The sequence below is a fragment of the Bacteroides faecalis genome (genome assembly GCF_003865075.1).
Taxonomy (GTDB): domain Bacteria; phylum Bacteroidota; class Bacteroidia; order Bacteroidales; family Bacteroidaceae; genus Bacteroides; species Bacteroides faecalis.
In genome coordinates, this window is the sequence record NZ_BHWB01000001.1 from 525,894 (window position 1) to 548,713 (window position 22,820).

Annotated in this window: 16 protein-coding genes and 1 pseudogene; 10 read left to right on the top strand and 7 right to left on the bottom strand. The window is 40.1% G+C overall.

The features are described from left to right. The first annotated feature begins 18 nt into the window (after positions 1–18). Both EJF25_RS01960 and EJF25_RS24765 read left to right on the top strand, forming a co-directional pair. Complete coding sequence (locus EJF25_RS01960; protein ID WP_125039795.1) at positions 19–1,029, top strand: DUF4973 domain-containing protein; 1,011 nt, start codon at positions 19–21, stop codon at positions 1,027–1,029. Positions 1,030–1,656: 627 nt separating this feature from the next. Next, positions 1,657–1,803, top strand: a complete 147-nt coding sequence (locus EJF25_RS24765; protein WP_160119357.1) for a hypothetical protein — start codon at positions 1,657–1,659, stop codon at positions 1,801–1,803. A 78-nt stretch (positions 1,804–1,881) separates the two neighbouring features. Here EJF25_RS24765 and EJF25_RS01965 read toward each other — a convergent pair whose 3' ends face one another. From EJF25_RS01965 to EJF25_RS01985, 5 genes and pseudogenes are all read right to left on the bottom strand, one after another. Then, positions 1,882–2,892: a DUF4973 domain-containing protein gene (locus EJF25_RS01965; RefSeq protein WP_125039796.1), complete on the bottom strand. Its 1,011-nt coding sequence runs from the start codon at positions 2,890–2,892 to the stop codon at positions 1,882–1,884. 32 nt (positions 2,893–2,924) lie between these two features. Continuing rightward, positions 2,925–4,970, bottom strand: a complete 2,046-nt coding sequence (locus EJF25_RS01970) for a RagB/SusD family nutrient uptake outer membrane protein (protein ID WP_125039797.1) — start codon at positions 4,968–4,970, stop codon at positions 2,925–2,927. An 11-nt stretch (positions 4,971–4,981) separates the two neighbouring features. Further along, positions 4,982–8,055: pseudogene (locus EJF25_RS01975) on the bottom strand (SusC/RagA family TonB-linked outer membrane protein). Between the two features lie 21 nt (positions 8,056–8,076). Continuing rightward, positions 8,077–8,157 (bottom strand): hypothetical protein, encoded by an 81-nt coding sequence (locus EJF25_RS26470; RefSeq protein WP_125039915.1) that lies wholly within the window; start codon positions 8,155–8,157, stop codon positions 8,077–8,079. After that, a complete protein-coding gene (locus tag EJF25_RS01985; RefSeq protein WP_125039798.1) occupies positions 8,154–9,512 on the bottom strand; it encodes an IPT/TIG domain-containing protein in 1,359 nt (452 codons plus the stop codon). Before EJF25_RS01985 ends, EJF25_RS26470 begins: the two co-directional genes overlap by 4 nt. Positions 9,513–10,226: 714 nt before the next feature. Here EJF25_RS01985 and metG point away from each other — a divergent pair. The 8 genes from metG to EJF25_RS02025 all read left to right on the top strand — a co-directional run bounded on the left by metG (position 10,227) and on the right by EJF25_RS02025 (position 19,591). Next, complete coding sequence (gene metG, locus EJF25_RS01990; protein ID WP_125039799.1) at positions 10,227–12,266, top strand: methionine--tRNA ligase; 2,040 nt, start codon at positions 10,227–10,229, stop codon at positions 12,264–12,266. 2 nt (positions 12,267–12,268) lie between these two features. Continuing rightward, positions 12,269–13,714, top strand: coding sequence for an O-glycosylation flippase (gene wzx, locus EJF25_RS01995; RefSeq protein WP_125039800.1), 1,446 nt, complete (start codon positions 12,269–12,271; stop codon positions 13,712–13,714). A gap of 7 nt (positions 13,715–13,721) precedes the next feature. After that, positions 13,722–14,537: an O-fucosyltransferase family protein gene (locus EJF25_RS02000; protein ID WP_125039801.1), complete on the top strand. Its 816-nt coding sequence runs from the start codon at positions 13,722–13,724 to the stop codon at positions 14,535–14,537. A gap of 4 nt (positions 14,538–14,541) precedes the next feature. Continuing rightward, positions 14,542–15,447 (top strand): alpha-1,2-fucosyltransferase, encoded by a 906-nt coding sequence (locus EJF25_RS02005; RefSeq protein ID WP_125039802.1) that lies wholly within the window; start codon positions 14,542–14,544, stop codon positions 15,445–15,447. 5 nt (positions 15,448–15,452) lie between these two features. Next, entirely contained in the window at positions 15,453–16,550 is a 1,098-nt protein-coding gene (locus tag EJF25_RS02010; RefSeq protein ID WP_125039803.1) for a glycosyltransferase WbsX family protein, read from the top strand. Positions 16,551–16,591: 41 nt separating this feature from the next. Next, on the top strand, positions 16,592–17,503 hold the full coding sequence (locus EJF25_RS02015) for a glycosyltransferase family protein (protein ID WP_125039804.1): 912 nt from the start codon (positions 16,592–16,594) through the stop codon (positions 17,501–17,503). Between the two features lie 71 nt (positions 17,504–17,574). Then, positions 17,575–18,840 (top strand): glycosyltransferase family 4 protein, encoded by a 1,266-nt coding sequence (locus EJF25_RS02020; protein WP_125039805.1) that lies wholly within the window; start codon positions 17,575–17,577, stop codon positions 18,838–18,840. After that, positions 18,833–19,591: a glycosyltransferase family 2 protein gene (locus EJF25_RS02025; RefSeq protein WP_125039806.1), complete on the top strand. Its 759-nt coding sequence runs from the start codon at positions 18,833–18,835 to the stop codon at positions 19,589–19,591. Before EJF25_RS02020 ends, EJF25_RS02025 begins: the two co-directional genes overlap by 8 nt. A gap of 136 nt (positions 19,592–19,727) precedes the next feature. Here the strand turns inward: EJF25_RS02025 and EJF25_RS02030 are convergent, their stop codons facing one another. Together EJF25_RS02030 and EJF25_RS02035 are read right to left on the bottom strand one after the other, a co-directional pair. After that, entirely contained in the window at positions 19,728–20,738 is a 1,011-nt protein-coding gene (locus tag EJF25_RS02030; RefSeq protein WP_125039807.1) for a DUF4973 domain-containing protein, read from the bottom strand. A gap of 27 nt (positions 20,739–20,765) precedes the next feature. Then, the gene (locus EJF25_RS02035; RefSeq protein ID WP_125039808.1) at positions 20,766–22,811 is read right to left on the bottom strand and encodes a RagB/SusD family nutrient uptake outer membrane protein; all 2,046 of its coding nucleotides are present in this window, start codon (positions 22,809–22,811) and stop codon (positions 20,766–20,768) included. Between the last annotated feature and the right edge of the window lie 9 nt (positions 22,812–22,820).

Genomic DNA, 22,820 nt, shown 5'->3' on the forward strand with positions numbered 1-22,820 from the left:
TACATAAAAAAATATAATATGAAAAAATTATATATATTAGGAATGATGTTAGGAGTATGTGCTGTATTCAGTTCATGCAACGACGAATGGAAAGACGAATTATATGTGGAAATGGTATCATTGAAAGCACCGTTAGGCAGTCAGGGAGTACATGACATTTATGTACGTTACCAATCTGACGGTTCCGGTTCGTTTCTGCTGCCAGTCATTGTGAGCGGTTCACAGGAAAACGCTCGGAATATAGATGTGAAAATCAGTGTAGATAACGATACGCTTGATATTTTTAATCGCGAAAAGTACTTGGACCGCAAAGATTTGTGGTATCATCAGCTTCCGGAACAATTTTATTCGTTCCCGACAAACGGAGTGTGCCATATTCCGGCCGGGAAAAATACAGAGACATTTGCCATTGATTTCAATTTGAAAGGATTGGACTTGAATGAGAAGTGGGTACTCCCATTAACCATAGACAAAGATCCGTCATATGTGCAAAATATCCGTAAAGGATATCATAAAGCATTGCTGAATCTTCATTTATTTAATGACTATTCCGGAAGTTACGCATCGAATGCTGTGAGTGTTTTTATTGGTGAAAGTACGAAAGATCCCGCAACTGTAGCTACTCGCGAGCTACGTGTTATAGACGACAGGACAGTTTTCTTCTATGCCGGAACTTGGTGGGAAGAAGATGAAAAACGTAATCAATATAAAGTTGGTGTCAGATTCGGAGAAGGTACGATTGATGAAGACGGAGTTGAGACGGGACCGCTTGAAGTGTTTGCGGTAGATCCAACGAATCCGACCCAAATCGAACCATTCGGTAATTGCCATTATCGTAGAAGCGTAGAACCGCATGCGACTCTGCCACATATCGAAAAGCATACTACGACCATATACCTGAATTATTATTATACGGATAATACATCTGATCCGGATCATCCGATTCGTTATCGCGCTACCGGAAGTATGGGTACACAACGCTCAATCAATACGTTGATACCGGATCAAGATCAGGCTATTCAGTGGTAATTTCCAACTGAGCTATACATAAGATGATATATGTAGTACTACTAAGGAATATGTCTGAAAGATAATGTATTCCCCCAAAAAGGTGGATACGTTGGATACTATAAATTTTGGTAAAGTATCCGGTACGCTACCGGATACTTTACCAAAATCTATTTTTATTCTTTTGTTACTACATTTGCTTGTTAAACTTTCCATTAACTCTTATGTAGTAATTACCGCAAATTCGATTTCCTCTTCCCATATAGGCTTCGACTTATTTCCGATTTCAGTCTTCCATATCCCTAATTTTCAATATATTATAAGTGACGAGCTGAAGTATTAATAGATTAGTTCTTCTGCTCCTATTACAAACTTTATTTTCTTTAATAGTAAAGTTGTTATTTATTAATTGTAATCTATAAATGGAAGTTTCGTTTGTATAAATGCAAGTTTTGTTTATATAAACGCAAGTTCTGTTTATACAAACGCAACTTTCATTTATAGTTTATTCCTAATAAGGAATAATTTCTCTATTAGAGGAAAAGAAGTTAGGTATTAAAGAACAGAAAGTTTGTTATTAATGAAATGGAGAATATCTATTAATAAGGAGTTTAAAAGTTGACCACCGTCCATAAAACAAAAAGGACAATGATAGTAACCGGCAAAGGTGATAGAGAAGGTGATAGGTTGGAAATCAACCTATCACCTCTTGAAAGTACGATGAATAAGGGAATACAGAAGATTGGTGATAGGTTGATAGAGAAAATGATATTTTTTCTAGTAGAGTTATATTAAAAAGTAAACCCTAATAGTTTGTTAAAAACATTTGGGGTTTACTTCATATATTCATATCTTGTAGTATTTGCTAAAGACTTACCACTGAATAGCTTGATCTTGATCCGGTATCAACGTATTGATTGAGCGTTGCATAGACATATTACCCGTAACACGATAAGTAAGCGGGTTATTCGGATCTGAAGTGACATCCGTATAATAATAATTCAAATACATCACCGTAGTATGTAATTCTATATACGGTTGAGTCGGATGCGGTTCCACGCTTCTACGATAACGACAGTTACCAAACGAACTGATTTGTGTTTCATTAGCAGCATCACCAGCCTTAACAGTCAGTGGACCGGTGACTACTCCGTCCGCATCCTTTGTTCCTTCACCAAATTCAACAATCACTTTATATTTATCGCGGTGCTCATCCTCTTCCCACCAAGTTCCGGCATAGAAGAAAACCGATTTATCGTCCACTACCCGGACATCACGAGTCCCTGCTGTGGCAGGATCATTACTGCTTTCTCCCAAATAGACATTCATGCCCGTTGCGGAGTAAGTGCCCGAGTAATCATTAAAAAGATGAAGATTCAACAGTGCCTTATAATATCCCTTACGGATATTCAGTTCATAAGAAGGCCCCTTGTCTATGGTCAATGGGAGCACCCACTTCTCATTCAAATCCAGTCCTTCCAAATGAAAGTCGATGTCATAGGTTTGGTCGTCCCGTCCTGCGGGAATATGGCACACTCCATTTGTCGGGAATGAATAAAATTGCTCTGGCAATTGTTTGTACCACAGGTCCCTGCGGTCCAAATACTTCTCTGTATTCAAAATTGCGAGAGTATCATTATCCACACTGATTTCCACGTCTATATCCCGATCATTAGTTTGAGAACCACTGACAATTACTGGCAGTTGGAACGAGCCGCTACCATCAGGCTGGTAGCGTATGTAAATATCACTCACGCTATTACTGCCGTTCGGTGCTTTGAAAGAAACCATCCTTACAAAAAGCTCGTCTTTCCATTCATCGTTACATGAACTGAATAAAGTACATGCACCCAATATGATTCCTAAAATATATACTTTTTTCATATTGTATTAATTCATTATTTATATTACATCTCTTAATCGTAATCTTGCCATCCCGGAGCTTGAGTCATGTTCCTATTCCGTTGCAACTCATCATAGTTCATAGGCCAGAAATATTGTTTCCGGGAAAAAGCGGTTTGGACTCCGGTTACTCTGACCGGCGTGTAGAATGCTTCTGCATGTTCCTTATCCATCATTACGTTGCAACCGTAAATCTGTCCTCCTTCATGTTCCGGCGCAATCTTCCAGCGACGTACGTCATAGTAACGCTGACTTTCAGCAAAGAACTCGATCTGACGCTCATGCACGATTTTATCAAAGAATGCGTTTCTATCGCCATATACGTCATTATCATAGTCAGGCACTCCGGCACGCATACGGACAGGTTTCACACCACGACGCATCTGTTCCACATCACGACTAATGGTATATGTTGTACTTTCATCCCATGAGGGAATTTCATAGGTAGTCGTTAAATTGTTCAACGCTTCCGCATAAGAAAGCAGGATATCTGCATAACGAAGAGCGGGTTCCGGCTTCTGTGTAATGCTTCCGCTGTTATTGGCGCAGTCGGACGGATTGATATACTTCTTTATACCGATGCCGGTAACCAACCAACGCTCAACACTATTTGAACGTCCGTCCGTTTCACCGCGATAATACCACACCTGCTTGTTTATAACATTTACGGCACCGGTTCCTATGGCGCTTGTACAGTTCCACCTCGCACCGTTATAACCTACAGATGCGTAGAAACGGGGTTCACGGTTGGCATATCCCAGCCAAACACCATCTTCCAAATTGTCATAAGGGCGATCTGCCTTATTATCACTGCTTGCAAAGCCAGTCATACCGGTTGTACGGTCATAGGGATTTCCATCCGCCATGTCATAAGCGTCACACTGTTTCATTGTCATGGCATGCATATTCCAACCACCAACAGATGACGGCATTTGATGTTTTACCAGCTGCACTACATCGCTATAATCTCCCAGATTATCAAAATCAGCAGCGGCGTCATTTACGACACGACTGAAGATAATCTCCGGATTATTGAATAGAAAGACCTCCCCATTGAATAATGAACGATAAGAGTCAAATGGGTCGATATCTGCCCATCCCTCAGGGAAAGGTTTGTCTGAAAACTTTTTATTATATGGGGGGTCGATCGTTTTTGGATAAGAATAATCTCCTTTGGCTGCTGTTTCCCGTTTTTTAACCGTGAAAAGCTTATACCAATCGCCTTCTATTACATCTCTAGCAGCGGCAGCTGCCTTTGCCCATTTGGACTCATCATATTCTTGTGGAATCAATACGCGTCCAGTCTTATCTGTGAAATCAGCCATCTCCGTATTGCCGTTCGCCAATGGGCTGGCCCCATAAAGATAAACTTTGGCACGTACCGCTAGAGCAGCTCCCCGGGTGGGGCGTGCGAGATTCAGATTATCCCGTTTTTCTGGTAACTCTTTGGCTGCCTGTACCATTTCCGAAGTGATAAACTCTACACACTCATCGTATGTGTTGCGCGGATAACTCAGTTCATCGTAAGGCTTGGTATAATCAACGCCTTCAGTCGGCAGCAAAGGTATCGGTCCATATCTTCTCAACAACATCCAGTAAAAATAAGCTCGAAGGAAACGTGCCTGCCCTTTCACATCTTGAATCTCTTCCGGAGTAAAGTCTTGATTGATGTCTACTTTATTAATCAAAACTGTAGCTTGATAGATAGCCGCATATGACCATTTCCAAGCATTCTGGTAGTAACCGCTGTATGAATAACCATATCCGATTTCTCCCAGTTTGTATGCCTTATAACGGCCATATGTTTCACTGAACACCTGATCGTCTGCGAAGTTTTGCGGACAAAAGCGGGAATGACCTACTTCTATGTTATCACCCAACAAACGGCTATAACAATAAGAAAGCCACTGTAGTGTATACATATCATCAGAGAATATTTTATCTTCGGATTGTGCATCCTCAAAATATTTCTCTACATTCAGAAAGTCGGAGCAGGAAGTGAAGGACAGTCCGCAAATAATAGCTGCCATTCCCAGCAGTAAATGTATTTTTTTCTTCATAGTATTCTATTTTATAAATTAACAGTCAATCCTATTGTATAGGTTCTGGATAAGGGATATTTTTCTCCTGTTGCGCTACCCATTTCCGGATCCCACAGCTTAAAGCCGGAGAATGTCAGCAAGTTGGTTCCCATGAAATAGATACGCATCTTGTTTATATATAGGTTTCTTGTCCACCTAGTAGGAAGTGTATACCCCAACTCCAAATTCTTCAGACGGATATAAGAGGCATCGCGCATCCAATATGTGGAATTCTGGTAGTTGTTGTTATTGGGTCCGAAAGTCAGACGTGGATATTTCGCATTAGGATCCTCGTTGGTACCGAGCGACCAATAATTTCCCACGACATCGGTCAGGATATTTCCCCAATATCTACTACTGAGAGGGAAGGCAACTGTTCCATGGGTTATGAAGGAAGATTTTCCCGCTCCTTGGAAATGCAAGTTAAAGTCGAACCCATTCCACTGGGCCGATACCCCGAATCCATAAATCAGATTCGGTCTGGTGGTAGCACCGATAGGTACAATGTCATTGTCGTTAATAATTCCATCGCCATTGATGTCTTTATACTTGATGTCACCCGGGGCTACGTCTCCAAATGTCTGCTTGGGACTGTTACGAATGTCATCATAGTCCGTAAACAGTCCTTTTGAAATCAACCCTCTCAACTGGTCTACGCGGAATCCGCTGTAAAGAGTATAGTCATAATGGCTGTAAGCTTCATCATACGCTTTGATTTCATTCTTACTATAGGTCATGTTGCCACGGAAGGTAAGATTGACCTTACCCAATTTCTGGTTGTAAGCGATATTCCCATCGAACCCCTTTGATAAAACAGATCCCACATTGGCATACGGAGCATCCTCCAGTAAACCGGTACTGTATGGTAAAAATGCTCGTTTCTGATAAATTCCGTCACGTTGTTCGTGGAAGTAATCCACGGTACCGCTGAACTTGTCGTTGAACAGAGAGAAATCAATCCCGACATCGTGTTTTTTCGCGATTTCCCATGAGATGCCTCTTGACGCGAAATTATTAAAAGTTAATCCCTGATAGAAAGCGGAAGGAGAGGTAGAAGTACCTATATCCCCGTAATAATAACCGTATATATTATTGCTCTTATACGATGACAAATAGGGAAGCGTGATGATAAAAAGTCGTTGCCTACTTTGCCGTATGAATAACGGAGCTTGAACATATTCATCCACTTGAAGTTTTTCTTGATAATAGGTTCTTCAGCAATGTTCCATGCCGCAGAGTAAGCCGGGAAAAAACCGAATTGGTGTCCGGTGGCAAAGTTTTCCGAGCCGTTGTAACCAAAGTTGAAATCAAAGAAATAACGGTATTTCCATCCGTACGTGAAACGTCCGGCCAACCCTTGATGACGGCGTTCAATCGCCTGAATAGCATTCGCCGTAAGATTTTCCGATGTATTCACAGTTTTGTCCTGAGTGTATTTAAGAACACCGCCCACCATGTGGTCACCGAAGGTACGGTCATAGTGCAACTCAGCCTCCAGATACTCTTTGCGTTCACCCGTCGAATGAGGATCAACCACCATCAGCTGTTCTTCCACTACCTTGTCGTATTCCAGTTCCCCCAAAGCATTCCGCTTATTCTGTGCCTTCCACATGTCGGGATATTTAATATGTGAGTTGGTATTATAGGTATTGGTATCATAGCCAAACCGTCCGTAGAACTTCAGTCCTTTGGTGATAAACTTCAAGTCTTGTTCCAGATTGGCGGTACTTTGTATCTTGTTATTCCATTTTTCCTGATATCCCATCTGCGTAACCAACATCCATGGATTAATTTGGTTATTAGTACCCTGCGCAGCCCATTTTCCGTCCTTGTATCTTACCGGAGTAGCGATGGGATTGTATGAGAGTGCAGAAATCCATATCTGACTAGCAGATCCTCCCGGTTGGTTCTGTTTATCCAATGAACCGGATATGCCGACCTTCAACAAGGTGGTCTTTGTCAGATTCAGGTCAATGTTCATGCGATAATTCCATCGGCGGTAGTTGGCATTAGTGTTGTATTTTTCTAGTCCTTCATCCGACTTGTACATACCTCCTTCATCCACATAGCTGGCGGAAACGAAGTAACGAGCAGTTGTACCTCCACCGCTTAAATTAAGCGTAGCACGATAGATGGGGGCACCTTTCTTAAGAATCATGTCCATCCAATCTACATTCGGATAGAGTTCCGGATCTAGCCCGTTCCTAAAGAGCTCGACTTCCTCATCCGTATAAGGAATTGGTTGACTACGGGTGGAGAAAGCTTCGTTCACCATATTGACGTAGGTCACACCGTCTACAAATTCCGGAGTCATGGTACGTGTGCTATAAGAGGTCTCTACTTTCGCGTCTATTTTCGTTTTTCCTTCCTTTCCACGCTTAGTGGTAATCAGCACAACACCATTCGCTCCGCGGGAACCATAAATAGCTGTCGCGGAAGCATCTTTTAAAACAGAAAAGTCTTGAATATCCTCTACATTGATTTCGTTCAGACTGCGTTCGAATCCATCGACCAGCACTAATGCACTGGAACCTGCTCCAAACGTGGAGATACCACGTATCCAGAATTCGGAGATGTTCTCGCCCGGTTGCCCGGAAGTCTGACGTGCCAAAATACCCGGCACATTACCGGCTAGGGCATTTGTAATACTGGAAGTAGGAGTCCTTAATTGCTCCACGTCCACCGTGGTCACTGCACCGGTGACGGTAATCTTCTTCTGTACACCGGTACCTGTAACGGTAACTTCATCCAATACATTATTTTCATCCTCTTTCATGACAATGTCAATCACTTTCTTGTTTTTTACAAACACTTCTTGTGATGTAAAACCTATATAAGAGAAAATCAAGGTGGAGTAGTCGGGTACTTTTATCTTATATTTACCATTGACATCAGTCATCACGCCGAATCCCGGCATGTTCTTCACGGTAATGTTCACGCCAATAAGTGGTTCCTTGTTTACATCGGTAACAATCCCCATCACTTCCACTTGTTGTTGCTCCTGTGCGTAAGAAACACCAACATATCCTGTCACCAACAAAAACAGTAAAAATAGTTTTTTCATATTACATGTGTTTTTATAGTATTATTCGGTTCTTAGATAACGTACACAGTGATTTCCACTGTCACCGATATAGAATGTCTCCTCTTCTTCATCATAGGCTATAGATTGTGGGTTGTAGAACGTGCCTCATGTAACGGATCGCCATCAATATATCCATTATAACTATTGTCCGCTGTGAAATTACTGCGCCCCGCGACGATACTGGCAATTCCTTCCGGGGTGATTTTCCAGATACACTGCCCCCGCTGGTCGGCCAGATAAAAATCATAAATATCTTCCCTACCCTCTTGCACATATTTGGGATTCTTTACAAAATCACCACACCAGGGAAGTCCGAAACGAGCCAGTGAGCCTGCCCCTTCTTTCACATCCGCTGCTGATCCAGCCAATGTAGATCCGGCTACAAGCGTAGGGCTTCTAAGCATTTTAGCCACGGGATCATATTCACTTTTATAAATGCCACCTTCATAACGGCTGAATACATAAACAAATTTTCCACTCGGATGCGCCCTCATCTTTACTTGGCGACCTGAGCTCCTAAGAAAATCGAAAGCGACGGTGCCGCTTCCATCTATGACAGGCACTCCGCTATTACGTATCAGCTTCATTATCGACGCGTTTGGATAAGTGGCAAAGAAAATAGTTCCATCGGGCATATATACCAAGCCATAGGCACACGAACTATAACAATACGTGCGTAATTTCTGAAAGCCTTCCGAGCGCAATAAGTAATGGATGTTAGGCATTGTAATGTCGCCCATAGTACCTCTACCGTTATCATCAGCAATCAACAATGTATCACCGTCTGCCGAGAAAGTAAAAGTTTGCATTTTGGGAGATCGTGAACCCGCATAGACCGTTTTTACCTCCTGTTTAGTCAAATTAATCATGCGGATACCCTCACTTCCACCAGTGAAATTACAGGTGAAGATTATTTTGTCTCCATTATCCGGTTTCGGATCAAACACCATCCAGTCGCTGGTCGGGACTCCAGCACCATCGGCAAAGGTACCGTCTTGGAACGGAGCAGCTCCGGTTTGGGAATTGTAGTTTCTCAACAATGTCCCTACGACTACCTTAGACTGATAATTAAAGCGTTCCTCAAATGTATATTCTGTGACAACATTGCCATCTTTGTCATTAATAACAACTTTTATGTCACCATCATAAGCACGCGCCGGAAGCATACAATGAATTTTTGAGCCATCAGATGCAATTACCGGCGCTTTATGCCCTCCTATCATCACATGAATCTTGCTTTCATCCGTACCAAAATTTGAACCTGTGATGTACATTCTAGTACGTACGCCACCTTCTTTGGGAGTAAAGTCTATAAACTCCACCGGCTTTGACGGATCACACGATTTGAGATCCCACACGCTAGGATCCTTGAAATCATCTTTACAGCCGACCATAAACAAACAACACATAAGTGCTACAATCAGGTGTTTATCCATAAGTTAAACAATTAAAAGGTTAATAAAAAGGTATCTTATTTCTATATGTATTACTTTTATGCAGTACTCTTTCCACATATTTGGGGATCTTACTTGTCCCAACCAGACATTCCTGACGTTATAACTTTTACCATTCAAAAAGTCTCCTCGATGATACTATGGAAGACTTTTTATCCCCAACATGACATAATGCGAATTATGAATACTTATCTGTAAAATAGAAAAACAAATAAGTATTCAATCAATAGATTACATGTGTTTTATTAGTTAAGTAGATGTATGCAATTATTTTTTATATAATAAAGTTTTCTTATCTTTGCTTAATCAACAGAGAGCAATCGGTTATTTCTTACTGTTTTGCTACTAAGACTCTGACCTGTTTTTAAGCTAAACTTTACTCTTCTTTACATCTAATCTTGATTTTTCAAGAAAAATCTTCCTGTCTATTTGTAGAAAACTACTTTACCTGAATAAAAAATATGTTTCTTATTGAGCTTAATTACAATTGTAAACTTTGAATCTATATGTAGAACTCTTGAATTTATATTCGGAACTTTCAATTAAAGCCCTTCTTTCCTTAAAATATAAGACTTATTTCAATGATAAAAAAGTAATCTTCCCTTCGAAGACATCTAATGATGTCAGATTTTCCTTATCTTTGCACATTATTATAAAAGAAAGTGCTATAAAAAATAATAAAATACACACTATATAATGGAAAAGAAATTCAAAAGAACTACTGTCACATCGGCATTGCCGTATGCTAACGGACCTGTCCACATTGGCCACTTGGCAGGTGTATATGTACCCGCAGATATCTATGTACGCTATCTGCGGTTGAAAAAAGAAGATGTACTGTTTATTGGAGGTTCAGACGAGCATGGAGTACCTATCACAATCCGGGCAAAGAAAGAAGGGATCACTCCGCAAGATGTTGTAGACCGTTATCACTCACTCATTAAACAGTCATTCAAAGAATTCGGTATCTCGTTTGACGTATATAGTCGGACGACTTCACCGACCCATCACCAATTGGCTTCCGATTTTTTCAAAACACTCTATAACAAAGGAGAATTTATCGAAAAAACTTCCGAACAATATTACGATGAAGAAGCTCACCAGTTTCTTGCCGACCGCTATATAATCGGAGAATGTCCTCATTGCCACGCAGAAGGCGCATACGGTGATCAATGCGAAAAATGCGGTACTTCCTTGTCACCGACAGATCTGATTAATCCTAAAAGTGCCATTAGCGGAAGTAAACCAGTCATGAAAGAAACGAAGCATTGGTATCTTCCTCTTGACAAACATGAAGGATGGTTGCGCCAATGGATTCTGGAGGATCATAAAGAATGGCGTCCAAACGTATATGGACAATGCAAGAGCTGGCTCGATATGGGATTGCAGCCACGTGCAGTGAGTCGTGATCTTGATTGGGGTATTCCTGTTCCCGTAGAAGGTGCAGAAGGCAAAGTGCTATATGTATGGTTTGATGCTCCTATCGGTTATATCTCCAACACGAAAGAACTTTTGCCGGACAGTTGGGAAACTTGGTGGAAAGACCCCGAAACTCGTCTGATTCATTTTATCGGAAAAGATAATATCGTGTTTCATTGTATTGTATTCCCTGCTATGTTGAAAGCGGAAGGTAGTTATATCCTGCCGGATAATGTTCCAAGCAACGAATTTCTGAATCTGGAAGGTGACAAGATCTCAACTTCACGAAACTGGGCAGTATGGTTGCATGAATACCTGATTGATTTTCCTGGTAAGCAAGATGTGCTCCGTTATGTACTAACTGCCAATGCGCCCGAAACCAAAGACAATGATTTTACCTGGAAAGATTTCCAAGCACGTAATAATAATGAATTGGTAGCTGTTTATGGTAACTTTGTAAATCGTGCTATGGTACTGACTCAAAAATATTTTGACGGAAAGGTGCCAACTTGCGGTGAACTGACGGATTACGACAAAGATACGCTGAAGGAATTTGCTGACGTAAAAGCTGAAGTTGAGAAACTACTCGATGTTTTCAAATTTCGTGATGCACAGAAAGAAGCTATGAATCTGGCACGTATTGGTAATAAATACCTTGCAGATACTGAACCTTGGAAATTAGCCAAGACAGACATGGAACGTGTAGGAACCATTCTGAATATCGCTCTTCAACTAGTTGCCAACTTGGCTATTGCCTTCGAACCATTCCTACCTTTTAGTTCGGAAAAACTGCGTCAGATGTTGAATATGGATAACTTTGATTGGGCTGAATTAGGACGGAGCAATTTGCTTCCGGAAGGACATCAATTGAATAAGCCGGAATTGCTTTTTGAGAAAATTGAAGATGTAACAATCGAAGCTCAGGTACAAAAATTACTTGATACAAGAAAAGCAAACGAAGAAGCTAATTATAAAGCAAATCCAATACGTTCGAACATCGAATTTGATGACTTCATGAAATTAGATATTCGTGTGGGGACTATTCTTGAATGTCAGAAAGTACCTAAAGCAGACAAATTATTACAATTCAAGATTGACGACGGATTGGAAACCCGTACCATTGTGTCGGGTATTGCCAAACACTATCAACCGGAAGAATTAGTTGGCAAACAAGTTTGCTTTATTGCCAATCTGGCTCCACGCAAGTTGAAAGGCATCGTTAGCGAAGGCATGATTCTAAGTGCCGAAAACAATGACGGTAGTCTGGCTGTGATCATGCCGGAACGTGAGGTGAAACCGGGTAGTGAAGTAAAATAAGCATGCCGGAACCGTCACTGAAGCAGAAAGCAGCAAAAGGAATATTCTGGGGAGGATTCAGTAGTGGACTACAACAACTACTGAGTGCCCTCTTCGGAATTGTTATTGCCCGTTTATTAGACAATACCGATTATGGAATGTACGGGGTACTCGCTATTTTCATTGCTATAGCCAGTACGCTTCAGGACAGTGGATTTGTAACAGCTTTAGTCAATAAACGAAGTGTTACGCAAGAAGACTACAATGCTGTATTCTGGTGCAGTTTAAGCATTGGAACGTCCATATATATCATATTTTTTTTCTGTGCTCCGCTTATTGCCGATTTTTTCAACGCTCCAGAGCTTATATGGCTCTCTAGATATGTTTTCTTAGGTTTTTTAATGTCAAGTACCTCCGTTGTTCACAATGCATATTTTCTTCGTAACCTGATGATAAAACAGAGAGCAATGGCACAATTACCCGCCCTCATTCTATCCGGTACAATAGGAATTATCATGGCATACAATGGGATGTCGTATTGGGGAATAGCAACACAAAATCTTGTATATATTGCTACCATTAATCTCTGGTATTGGTACTTTTCTCCTTGGAGACCCACTTTTCACATTGATTTCCGACCACTAAAAGGGATTTTCGGATTCAGCAGCAAAATACTCGTTACAAGCATCTTCCAACAAATTAATAACAATCTTGTATCTACCATACTTGGTGCATTTTACACTAAGGCAGAAGTGGGTAACTACACACAATCCAGTAAGTGGAACTACATGGGATACAATGCTATAGAGGGAATGATAAGCAGCGTAGCACAACCCGTTCTGAGAGAAGTTGCCGATGATCCGGAACGACAACAAAACGTATTCCGTAAAATGTTGCGTTTCACTTCTTTCCTTTCTTTTCCTGCAATGTTTGGCCTAGCGTTGATAGCTAAAGAATTTATCATTATTACCATTACTGACAAGTGGATATCTTGTGTACCTATTTTACAAATTCTGTGTGTATGGGGAGCATTTATGCCTGTTATCTCTTTGTACTCCAGACTGATTCTTAGCAAAGAAAAGCCTAATATATTTATGTGGAACTCAATATTGTTATGTGTCTTACAACTAATTATCATGTTGCTTGCCTATCCATACGGAATTCATGTCATGTTAATGCTGTTTGTTGTGCTTAACATCATTTGGCTGGGTGTATGGCAATATTTTATATGGCAAGAGATACACCTTAGTCTGTGGAATGCACTGAAAGACACCGTACCTTTTGCCGGAATTGCGGCTGCTACTATGGTAGCCACTTATTATATGACGATAGAAATCAACAATATCTATCTCATGCTAATTACAAAAATAGGACTGGCAGTCGCTATCTATTCGCTGATCATGTGGTTTAGCAAAGTGGCCATTTTCAAAGAGAGCCTAAAATACCTATCCGGACGTTCAAAAAAATAAAAGATATATGGATAAATTAACTCTAATTCCCATTGGAGGACTTGCTAACAGAATATACGCAATTACTTCTGCCATAGCATATTGTCAGGCACACTCCATCCCATTAAAAATTGTGTGGTTCAAGGATTGGGGAATGGGAGCTGATTTCCATTCTCTATTCAAACTTTCACCTGCAATCAAAGATGTGGAAATAAAAGATGGCAAATGGTATGATTACCTGATACTCGATAAACCACGTCGCAAGAACTTTTGGTTTCCTATTCTCTGGCAAATGATAGCTTTCGATTATCGCATTTACGAAAAGGATATCTACAGATATAAAACTCCGCAGGACATCTTTACTGATTTTGAAAAAGGTAAGTTTGTCTACCTCATTCATTTGGCAAAGTTTTATGATGCTTCCGATATGTTGAAAGCCGTTGAACCTAATGAACAGATACAAGCCCGAATCATGGAACGTATAAAAAACTTCCCGGACTATACTGTCGGGATACATATCAGGCGGACCGATAATATTGCTTCTATTCAGCATAGTCCTCTTACTTTTTTCATTGAAAATATGGAAAAAGAAATCAGACTCCATCCGAAAGTTGCTTTTTATGTGGCTACGGACTCGGAAGAAGACAAAGCACGACTGAAAGAGCAGTTCAAAGAACGTATTATCACTTCGCCTTATAAAGCAAATCGTTCAACGAGTGAGGGGATTATTGAAGCAATTACAGAAATGTATGCATTGAAGTCTACTCAAAAGATATACGGCTCATATCGTAGTAGTTATTCTATACTTGCTGCCGATCTTTCAAACATTCCACTTATTATTTAAGGTTATGAAACAGATTGTTGCCATACAGAATGGATTAGGAAACCAAATGTTCGATTATGCATTTTATCTGGCGTTGAAAAGAACCTATCCCAAAGCCAGAATAACGACTTATCTGTTTGCCAGACGATGCGACCATAACGGTTTGGAAATAGACAGGATATTCTCGCTTCCTCTATCCGAAAAAAAGCAGGACCGGATTCTGATGAGAATGTACAGAAAGTTATATTATCTAAGTAAGAAACACACCTTCACGGGTATATTCGGCAGATATATATTAAAGTTTCTTTATATACTCCATATGGGATTATGTATGGAGAAGCCCGAAATACCTTATCAAGGTGTACAATCCTATATTTGGAATAGAAAATACAAGATATTTTGGGGAGGGTGGATGTCCGAAAAATGGTTTTTACCTATAAAAGAAGAGATACGAAAATGCTTTTCATTCGACTTACAGAAACTATCTCCAAAATCTGCCAACCTGTTGGAAGAACTTTCGCAAACAGAGATTAACAGTATATCTATTCATGTGCGTCGGGGTGATTATCTGAAGAATCCACAATATTTCGATATCTGCAATACTGCTTATTATCGGACAGCTATTGGACTTATCAAGGAAAAAACCGATAATACCCGATTTTATGTATTCTCCGATGATATGAAATGGGTAAAGGAGAATCTTGAACTTCCCCCAAATACAGTTTATGTGAATTGGAATACGAAAACTGATTCCTGGCAGGACATGTGTCTGATGTCACATTGCCGGCATCATATTATTGCTAATAGTACATTCAGTTGGTGGGGTGCATGGCTGAACAAGAACGAGAATAAAATTGTAATCTGTCCCAAGATGTTTTCGCGGACAGAGAATCTCGTAAACGTCATGCCCGAGGAATGGATCAAAATATAAAGAATATGGAAGAGAAGGAAATTCGTGTCATTGCATTTTATTTGCCGCAATTCCATCCTACGCCCGAAAACGATCAATGGTGGGGAAAAGGATTTACGGAGTGGACTAACGTAGGCAAGGCAAAGCCTTTATTCCGCGGACACTATCAGCCACGGGTTCCCGCAGATTTGGGATACTATGACTTGCGAGTATCGGAAACTCGTGTCGAACAAGCAGAAATGGCAAGAAAGTACGGAGTAGAAGGATTTTGTTACTGGCATTATTGGTTTGGCAATGGCCGCCAACTTCTTCAACGCCCTTTTCAGGAAGTACTTGCATCCGGAGAGCCTGACTTTCCCTTCTGCCTTTCCTGGGCCAATCATAGTTGGGAAGATAAACAATTCAGTAAGGAGGGCACACACAAAATGCTGATGGAACAGTTATATCCAGGTGAAACAGATGAAATAGCTCACTTTAACTATTTACTTCCTGCATTTAGAGATCATCGCTATATACAAGTGGATGACAAACCTGTATTTATGGTATACGCACCTTTCAATCTTCCTGACGCGAAACGTTTTATCCGTTTGTGGCAGAGACTTGCCCAAGATAATGGATTGAAAGGCATCCACTTTATCGGTCAGACCAATAATGCCGGAGATGTACAGACATTGAAAAATATGGGATTTGATGCAGTGAATATTGTCAGACTATTCGAGTTCTTTAAACAGGATTACTCTATATTTGAGAAGATACACATGAAAATCATGCGTATAGTCTTCAAAAAAGGACGTATCATTGAATATGCCAAAGCGGCAAAGTTCTTTTCAGGCAGTGAAGACCGGGAAGTTGATTGTTATCCGACTATTATTCCTAATTGGGATCATTCTCCGCGATCAGGACGCATGGGACATATTCTTATCCATTCTACTCCGGAGAAGTTTAAGAAACACGTACTTCAATCCTTCTCAAATGTTGTGCATAAACCTGCTGATAAACGTCTGGTGTTTCTTAAATCCTGGAATGAATGGGCAGAAGGGAATTACATAGAGCCTGATTTAAAGTTCGGTCTATCCTATCTCAAAGCATTAAAAGAGGCCATTGAAGAAATTAGTCATAGATAATTAAAATTAGTAATGAATGAACTTATAAATAAATAATAAGTATGATTCAAGCACCAATATTGTTATTCGTATACAATCGTCCTATTCATACACAGCAGGCTGTTACCGCTTTATTAAAGAACGAATTAGCTTCTGTAAGCCACTTGTATATCTATTCCGATGCTGCTATAACAGATGCCGATCGGGAATTAGTAGAAGAGACCCGTCGTTACGTTCATCAAATAACAGGTTTTGCTTCCATTACCATCATCGAAAGGAAAGAAAATTGGGGATTGGCCCGTAATATCATTGACGGAGTCACAACACAAGTTAACCATTTTGGTCGTGTCATTGTATTAGAAGATGATCTTATTGTAGCTCCTTACTTTCTGCAATTTATGAATGATGCACTTGAGATTTATAAAGATGAACCTCGTATTGGGCATATTCAAGCCTGTGATTTCACTAATGATCCATCTTTACCAGATATTTTTCTCATCAAGTTTACTGGGAGTTGGGGATGGGCAACATGGGATAGAGCTTGGAAATACTTTAACCCAAACGGCGAGGTACTACTAAAAGAAATGGAAATACGAAAACTTACTCGTACATTCGACTTTAATGGAAACTATCCATTCACACGAATGCTGCGACGTCAAATCGAAGGCAAAAATAACTCTTGGGCAATTCGTTGGAATGCAAGCCTGTTTCTAAAAGATATCCTTTCTGTGAACGTTGGACGTTCACTGGTGCAAAATAATGGATTCGATGGAAGTGGAACCAATTGTGGAGGAGGAAATCTATACCAGTCATCTCTTTGGCTACAACCGCTACCTGTCGAACATCTGTATCCAATCGAGGAAAATCAACAGGCGCGCGATGTCTTTGCCCGTTATTATCATCGCACCAATTGTTTCATGGCAAAGGCTATACGGCGATTAAAACGAACATTAAAAGGAGATTTTGGCGCTTAAAAAGGAACTGTTTGCCGAGAAATACATACTTTTGCAAAAAGTTTCTTTTCCACGATAGTAAATGATAGGGCATGAGAATACTGATTATCAATACTTCCGAACGAATAGGTGGGGCTGCTGTCGCTGCCAGTCGGTTAATGGAGTCGTTAAAAAACAACGGTATTAAAGCAAAAATGCTAGTACGTGACAAACAAACCGATCAAATCAGTGTTGTCGGTTTAAGGCGTAATTGGCTGCATGTATGGAAGTTTATTTGGGAACGCATCGTTATTTGGAAAGCCAATTGTTTTAAAAAGAACAATCTATTTGCCGTAGATATTGCTAATACCGGAACAGACATTACTTCTCTCCCTGAATTTCAGCAAGCGGATGTTATCCATTTACATTGGATTAACCAAGGAATGTTGTCACTTAAGAATATTCATGAGATACTGAAATCCGGCAAGCCGATAGTCTGGACTATGCACGACATGTGGCCTTGTACAGGTATTTGCCATCATTCGCGCGAGTGTACGAACTATGAAACAGAGTGTCATCATTGCCCCTTTATCTGTGGAGGAAGAAGAAAAAAGGATTTATCCACCCGTACTTTCCGAAAAAAGAAAGAAATATATAATACGGCTCCTATCACTTTTGTAGCTTGTAGCAGATGGCTTGAAAAGAGAGCTAAAACCAGCGCATTATTATCCGGTCAAACTGTTACATCTATTCCAAATCCTATTAATATTAATCTGTTCAAGCCTCGGAATATGCAGGAAGCTCGTAACAAATGCCGACTCCCTCAAGACCATAAATTAATGTTATTTGGTTCTGTGAAGATCACAGATAAACGAAAAGGGATTGACTATCTGATTGAATCGTGCAGAATATTGGTAGAGAAACATCCGGAATGGAAAGAATCGTTGGGAGTAGTAGTATTTGGTAACCAGTCACAAGAGCTACAAAGTCTACTTCCTTTTCGTGTCTACCCACTCCCTTTCATTAAAAATGAGCATGAGCTAGTTGATATATACAATGCAGTAGACATTTTCGTTACTCCTTCTCTTGAAGAAAATCTTCCAAATATGATTATGGAAGCAATGGCATGCGGGGTACCTTGTGTCGGATTCAATATCGGTGGTATTCCTGAAATGATTGACCATCTGCACAACGGTTATTTAGCACAATATAAGTCTTCGGAAGATTTTGCTAACGGCATTCAATGGATACTGACTGAACCGGAATATGATGAACTCTCTGAACAGGCCTGTCGGAAAGCTGTAGCTAACTATTCTGAAAGTACTATAGCTAAAAAATACACAGATATCTATAACAAAATAACAGGAAAGTATGCATAATGGTCATCCAACGCCTAAATTCTCGATTATTACTGTAACTTATAACGCCGAGAAAGTATTGGAAGATACCATTCAGAGTGTTATCTCACAAACTTACCATCATGTGGAATATATCATTGTGGACGGAGCTTCTAAAGATGCAACTTTATCTATTATTGATAAATACCGTTCACAAATACATTCTGTTATTAGTGAACCGGACAAAGGATTGTATGATGCTATGAACAAGGGGATGTCACTTGCCACGGGAGATTATCTTTGTTTCCTTAATGCCGGAGATTGTTTCCATGAAGATGATACCTTGCAGCAAATAGTACATACAATTAATGGAAACGAACTTCCAGATATCTTGTACGGTGAAACAGCAATTGTAAATATCGACGGACATTTCTTGCATATGCGCCGGTTATCGACTCCTGAGAAGCTGAACTGGAGAAGTTTCAAACAAGGTATGTTGGTTTGTCATCAGGCTTTTTTTGCTAAGCGCACATTAGTCGAACCATATGATCTAAAATATCGCTATTCTGCTGACTTCGATTGGTGCATACGTGCCATGAAGAAAGCATATAACTCACTCAATACTCATCTGACCATTATCGATTATTTGGAGGAGGGGCTTACGACTCAGAATCATAAAGCTTCTTTAAAAGAGCGTTTTCGTATTATGGCAAAGCATTATGGCTTATTTAGCACTGTGATGTATCATGCTTGGTTTGTGATAAGACTGATTATACATCGTAATAAGGTATAATCTTCTTTATTTATTTGTTTCTTCTTCGCATTATCGTTCATTGAGTATTTGGATAAAAATCAGAGGATGCCCACAGAAAATCGAGAGCATCCTCTTTTTGTTTATACATGAAACTGCACTAATGTACAAAAATAAACTACCATTCAATAGCCTGATCCTCGTCTGGTATCAGTGTATTAATTGAGCGTTGCATCGTCATACTACCAACGACACGATAAGCTAATGGATTAAATTGGTCTGAGGTGACATCTGTATAATAATAATTTAAATACATCACTGTAGTATGTAATTCTATATATGGTTTTGTTGGATGCGGTTCCACGCTTCTTCTGTATGTACAATTACCAAACGAACTAATCTGTGCTTCGTTAGCATCATCACCCGCTTTAACAGTCAGTGGACCGGTGATTACACCATCCTCATCCTTTGTACCTTCACCAAATTCAACAACCACTTTATATTTGTCGCGATGTTCATCTTCTTCCCACCAAGTTCCGGCATAGAAGAAAACTGATTTATCGTCTACTACACGAACAGTTCGAGTACTTGTTGTTGCAGGGTCATTATTGCTTTCTCCCAAATATACATTCATACCTGATGAAGAGTATGTGCCCGAATAATCATTAAAAAGATGAATATTCAACAGTGCCTTATAATATCCTTTACGAACATTTTGTGCATATGAAGGATCTTTGTCGATCATCAGCGGAAGTACCCATTTCTCATTCAAATCCAATCCTTCTAAATGAAAATCGATATCATAAGTCTGAACATTCTTTCCAGCTGGAATATGACAAATATTTTCTGTCGGGAACGAATAAAAGCGTTCGGGTAATTGTTTGTACCACAAGTCTCTACGATCCAGATATTTTTCCTGATTTAAACGATCAAGCGTATCATTATCTACACTGATTTTCACATCAATATCCCGTTCATTATCTTGAGAGCCACTAACAATTACTGGTAGTTGAAATGCACCGCTGCCATCAGGCTGATAGCGTATGTAAATATCATGCACCCCGTTACTTCCTATCGGTGCTTTGAACGAGATCATTTCACGATATAGCTCTTCATTCCATTCATCGTTGCATGAATTAAATAAAGTACATGCACATAGCATGACTCCTAAAATATATACTTTTTTCATATTACTTCATTATTTATGTTATATCGCTTAATCATAATCCTGCCATCCCGGAGCTTGGGTCATATTCTTATTCCGTTTCAGCTCATCATAATTCATGGGCCAGAAGTATTGCTTCCGAGAGAAAGCGGTCTGGACTCCAGCCACCCGAACTGGTGTATAGAACGCTTCAGCATGTGTCTTATCCATCATCACATTGCAACCGTAAATTTGTCCTCCTTCATGTTCCGGTGCAATCTTCCAACGGCGTACATCATAGTAACGTTGGCTTTCTGCAAAGAACTCGATCTGACGCTCATGCACGATCTTATCAAAGAATGCGTTTCTATCGCCATATACATCATTATCATAATCAGGCACTCCGGCACGCATACGGACAGGCTTCACACCACGGCGCATCTGTTCCACATCACGACTAATGGTATATGTTGTACTTTCATCCCAAGAAGGAATTTCATAGGTAGTTGTCAAATTGTTCAACGCTTCCGCATAAGAAAGCAGGATATCTGCATAACGGAGAGCAGGTTCCACTTTCTCAACAATCGATCCACCGTATGACGCACAGTCAGATGGATGAACATACTTCTTTATGCCAATACCGGTGACTAGCCAACGCTCTGTTCCATTAGAACGCCCGTCTGTGTCACCACGATAGTACCATACTTGCTTATTTATAATCTTCTCAGATCCGGTTCCTGTAGCGCTTGTACAATTCCATCTTGCTCCGTTATAACCAACAGATGCATAAAAACGAGGTTCACGATTAGCATATCCCATCCAAATTCCCTCTTCCAAATTATCATATGGATGAAGGTCTTTGTTATTTTTATCAGTAAAACCTGTCAGTCCGGTTGTACGGTCGTATGGTTTCCCATCTGCCATATCATAAGCATCACATTGCTTCATTGTCATTGAGTGAATATTCCATCCACCAATAGATGACGGCATCTGATGCTTAGCCATATCTGCTACATCACACCAATCTACCAAATAATCATGGTCGGCTCCACCGTCATTTACAACACGACTAAATATTATTTCCGGGTTATTATATAAAAAGACCTCTCCGTTAAACAATGAACGATAGGAGTCGAATGGATCAATATCTGACCATCCTTCAGGGAAAGGCTTATCTGAAAACTTTTCATTATACGGAGGTTCAATAGTCTTCGGATAAGAATAATCACCTGCAACTGCAGTTTCCCGTTTCTTAATCGTAAAAAGTTTATACCAATCACCTTCTATCACATCTCTAGCCGCTGCTGCTGCTTTTGCCCATTTAGATTCATCATATTCTTGTGGAATCAAAATACGCCCACTCTTATCTGTGAAATCAGCCATTTCAGTATTACCATTAGCTAATGGACTAGCTCCATAAAGATACACTTTAGCACGTACTGCCAAAGCAGCCCCACGAGTAGGACGCGCAAGATTCAGATTATCTCGTTTCTCTGGCAACTCTTTAGCAGCCTGCTTCATTTCTTCCGCAATGAACTCCACACATTCATCATATGTATTACGCGGGTAACTTAATTCATCGTAAGATTTAGTGTAATCAACCCCTTCAGTTGGTAATAAAGGAATTGGACCATATCTTCTTAACAACATCCAGTAGAAATAAGCGCGCAAAAAACGTGCCTGCCCTTTTACATCAAGAATCTCTTCCGGAGTAAAGTCTTGATTAGCGTCTACTTTATTGATCAAAACTGTAGCTTGATAGATAGCAGCATACGACCATTTCCAAGCATTTTGATAGTAACCGCTATATGAATAACCATACCCGATTTCTCCCAGTTTATAAGCTTTATAACGGCCGTACGTCTCACTGAACACTTGGTCGTCCGCAAAATTCTGGGGACAGAAACGAGAATGTCCAACTTCTACATTATCACCTTGCAATCGGCAATAGCAATAAGCTAACCACTGTAATGTATATGTATCGTCAGCGAATATTTTATCTTCCGATTGTGTGTCTCTAAAATGTTTTTCCACATTTAAATAATCGGAACAAGAAGTGAAGAACAGTCCACAAGTAACAACTGCTACTCCTAATAATAAGTATATTTTTCTCTTCATAGTATTCTA